Genomic DNA, 4,107 nt, shown 5'->3' on the forward strand with positions numbered 1-4,107 from the left:
CTGCTGCTCGACGTCAGCCCGCTGACCCTGGGTATCGAAACCATGGGTGGCGTGATGACCGCGCTGATCGAGAAAAACACCACGATTCCTACCAAGAAATCGCAAGTGTTCTCGACTGCCGACGACAACCAGGGCGCGGTAACCATTCACGTGCTGCAGGGTGAGCGTAAGCAAGCGGCGCAGAACAAGTCCCTGGGCAAGTTCGACCTGGCCGAGATTCCACCAGCACCACGTGGCGTGCCACAAATCGAAGTGACCTTCGACATCGACGCCAACGGCATTCTGCACGTAGGCGCCAAGGACAAGGCCACCGGCAAGACTCAGTCGATCGTGATCAAGGCCAACTCCGGTCTGTCCGACGAAGAAATCGAGCGCATGGTGCGTGATGCCGAAGCTAACGCTGAGGAAGACCGCAAGTTCGAAGAGCTGGCCGCTGCCCGTAACCAGGGCGATGCTCTGGTGCACTCGACGCGCAAAATGGTCGCTGATGCTGGCGACAAGGTGAGCGCTGAAGAGAAGACTGCAATTGAAGCTGCCGTAGTTGCCCTGGAAGCCGCTGTCAAAGGCGACGACAAGGCCGCTATCGAAGCCAAGGTTGAAGAGCTGTCCAAGGTCTCCGCGCCAGTGGCCCAGAAAATGTACGCCGAGCAGGCGCAGCCAGCTGAAGGTGCTGCACCGCAAGGCGAATCGGCTGAGAAGGCTGACGACGTCGTCGACGCCGAGTTCGAAGAAGTCAAAGACCACAAGTAAGTTGTTGGTCGCCCGGTTGACTGCCTTCAGGCGGTGACTGGTAGGATGTCGCCGCGCGGGAGCTTGCTCCCGCGTTGGCGTGTCTGGAACACGCGAATTTTTACAGCATGCGACAACGTTCGTTTGCTGCTGGTATGGCCGGGAATGCTCCTGCTTTTCGAGCCGCAAGTACCACATCTGAATCAAAGACCAGGATCGTTGAATTGACGTGAGTTGGGTCCGGGCCTGTATTGGGGCTCAACGAGTTCGGCGGGGCTCAGGAGAGGTTTGCCGAACGTCCTCAAGAGTGCAAATGACTTATGGCAAAGCGTGACTATTACGAAGTATTGGGTGTTGAACGAGGCTCAAGCGAGGCGGACCTGAAAAAGGCCTACCGTCGCCTGGCGATGAAGCACCACCCGGACCGTAATCCCGATGACAAAGCGTCGGAAGAGATGTTCAAGGAGGCCAACGAGGCCTACGAAGTGCTGTCCGACTCCAGCAAGCGCGCGGCGTACGACCAGTACGGCCATGCCGGTGTCGATCCGAGCATGGGCGGCGGCGGCGCCGGTTTCGGCGGTCAGAATTTCTCCGACATCTTTGGCGATGTCTTCAGTGACTTCTTCGGTGGCGGTCGCGGCGGTTCCCGTGGCGGTGCTCAGCGCGGCAGTGATTTGCGCTACACCCTGGAGCTGGACCTGGAAGAAGCGGTGCGCGGCACGACCGTGAATATCCGCGTTCCGACCCTGGTCAACTGCAAGCCATGCGATGGCTCGGGTGCCAAGAAAGGTTCCTCGCCGGTCACTTGCCCGACCTGTGGCGGTATCGGCCAGGTGCGCATGCAGCAAGGCTTCTTCTCGGTGCAGCAGACGTGCCCGCGTTGCCATGGCCAGGGCAAGATCATTTCCGATCCGTGCGATTCCTGCCACGGCGAAGGTCGTGTCGAAGAGTACAAGACCCTGTCGGTGAAAGTGCCGGCCGGTGTCGATACCGGTGACCGCATTCGCCTGTCCGGCGAAGGCGAGGCGGGCGCTCAAGGTGGCCCTACTGGCGACCTTTACGTGGTGATCAATGTGCGTGAGCACTCGATCTTCCAGCGTGATGGCAAGCACCTGTTCTGCGAAGTGCCGATCAGCTTCGTCGACGCGGCGCTGGGTGGCGAGCTGGAAATCCCTACCCTTGATGGTCGGGTCAAGCTGAAGATCCCAGAGGGTACTCAGACCGGCAAGCAGTTCCGTGTTCGTGGCAAGGGTGTTGCGCCTGTGCGTGGCGGTGGTGCCGGTGATCTGATGTGCCGTGTGGCAGTCGAAACCCCGGTCAACCTGAGCCGTCGTCAACGCGAAATGCTCGAAGAGTTCCGCAGTTCCCTGGCTGACGACAACAGCCATTCACCGAAGACCACTGGCTGGTTCGAAGGCGTCAAGCGCTTCTTCGGCGACTTGTAAGGAGACAGGCATGCGACGTATAGCAGTGATGGGCGCCGCCGGGCGCATGGGAAAAACCTTGATCGAAGCCGTGCAGCAAACGCCGGGTGCCGGTTTGACGGCGGCAGTGGATCGCCCGGACAGCACGCTGGTCGGCGCTGATGCTGGTGAGCTGGCTGCGCTGGGGCGGATCGGTGTGCCGTTGTCGGGTGATCTGGATCGTGTTGTCGACGAATTCGACGTGCTGATCGACTTCACTCATCCGACGGTGACCCTGAAAAACCTCGCCTTCTGCCGCAAGCACAATAAGGCGATGATCATTGGCACCACTGGCTTCAGCGTTGAAGAAAAGCAATTGCTGGCGGAAGCGGGCAAGGACATTCCGATCGTCTTTGCGGCCAACTTCAGCGTGGGTGTGAACCTGTGCCTGAAGTTGCTCGACACCGCGGCTCGCGTGCTGGGTGACGATGTCGACATCGAAATCACCGAGGCTCACCACCGGCACAAAGTCGACGCGCCGTCCGGTACGGCGGTGCGCATGGGCGAAGTCATCGCGGATGCCTTGGGCCGTAACCTGAAGGAAGTGGCGGTGTATGGCCGTGAAGGCCAGACCGGTGCGCGCGCTCGCGAAACCATCGGCTTTGCCACGGTGCGCGCTGGCGATATCGTCGGTGATCACACTGTGCTGTTCGCCGCTGAAGGTGAGCGTGTCGAGATCACGCACAAGGCCTCCAGTCGCATGACCTTCGCCAAGGGTGCTGTGCGAGCTGCATTGTGGCTGGATGGGCGCGAGCCTGGTCTTTACGACATGCAAGACGTGCTCGACCTGCGTTAAGATGCACCCGAAATCGGGCTCGTGCACAGCGTTCGAGCCCGGTTTTGTTCCGCCAAGCGACGTCCTGTCGCATTCTCCAGCCTTTAAGGCTCATTGGCGGTAGACCAAAAATGCCTTTTTCTGTAAGCTACAGCTTTAGTGTGTCCACTAAAAGCGCGCAGAATAATTCAGTGAAGAAGCGGGGTGACGTGTCCATACGTCACTCCGCTTTTTTACAACCTGCGATCGCCCTTTCAGGCTTTATTTACGGGAGGTCTTCTTGACTAAGCCAGCCATACTCGCCCTTGCTGATGGCAGCATTTTTCGCGGCGAAGCCATTGGAGCCGACGGTCAAACCGTTGGTGAGGTGGTGTTCAACACCGCAATGACCGGCTATCAGGAAATCCTTACCGATCCTTCCTACGCCCAACAGATCGTTACCCTGACTTACCCGCACATCGGCAACACCGGTACTACTCCGGAAGATGCCGAGTCGAACCGCGTCTGGTCGGCTGGCCTGGTCATTCGCGACCTGCCGCTGGTTGCGAGCAACTGGCGTAACACGATGTCCCTGTCCGACTACCTGAAGGCCAACAACGTTGTGGCCATCGCCGGTATCGACACCCGCCGCCTGACGCGCATCCTGCGTGAAAAAGGCGCGCAGAACGGCTGCATCATGGCCGGTGACAATATTTCCGAAGAAGCCGCTATCGCCGCAGCCCGGGGTTTCCCTGGCCTGAAGGGCATGGACCTGGCAAAAGTCGTCAGCACCAAAGAAAAGTACGAGTGGCGCTCGACTGTCTGGGATCTGAAAACCGACAGCCATGCGACCATCGAAGCTGCCGAGCTGCCGTACCACGTAGTTGCCTACGACTACGGCGTCAAAGTGAACATTCTGCGCATGCTGGTTGAGCGCGGCTGCCGCGTGACCGTGGTGCCTGCTCAGACGCCAGCTGCCGATGTGCTGGCGCTGAAGCCGGACGGCGTGTTCCTGTCCAACGGTCCTGGCGATCCGGAGCCTTGCGACTACGCGATCCAGGCGATCAAGGACGTGCTGGAAACCGAGATCCCGGTCTTCGGTATCTGCCTCGGTCACCAACTGCTGGCCCTGGCCTCCGGCGCCAAGACCCTGAAAATGGG

4 protein-coding genes are annotated in these 4,107 nt (G+C 59.7%); all 4 read left to right on the top strand.

What is annotated here, in order from left to right; genetic code table 11:
- A partial coding sequence (locus D8V06_RS14050; RefSeq protein WP_153189257.1) for an Hsp70 family protein occupies positions 1–750 on the top strand: 750 nt, incomplete at its 5' end.
- A 299-nt stretch (positions 751–1,049) separates the two neighbouring features.
- Positions 1,050–2,174, top strand: coding sequence for a molecular chaperone DnaJ (gene dnaJ, locus D8V06_RS14055; protein WP_007973132.1), 1,125 nt, complete (start codon positions 1,050–1,052; stop codon positions 2,172–2,174).
- Positions 2,175–2,184: 10 nt separating this feature from the next.
- Complete coding sequence (dapB, locus tag D8V06_RS14060) at positions 2,185–2,988, top strand: 4-hydroxy-tetrahydrodipicolinate reductase (protein ID WP_130906237.1); 804 nt, start codon at positions 2,185–2,187, stop codon at positions 2,986–2,988.
- A 259-nt stretch (positions 2,989–3,247) separates the two neighbouring features.
- On the top strand, positions 3,248–4,107 hold an 860-nt coding region (gene carA / locus D8V06_RS14065), incomplete at its 3' end, for a glutamine-hydrolyzing carbamoyl-phosphate synthase small subunit (protein ID WP_130931153.1).

This window comes from Pseudomonas sp. Sample_24 (assembly GCF_004307605.1).
Classification (GTDB): Bacteria; Pseudomonadota; Gammaproteobacteria; order Pseudomonadales; family Pseudomonadaceae; genus Aquipseudomonas.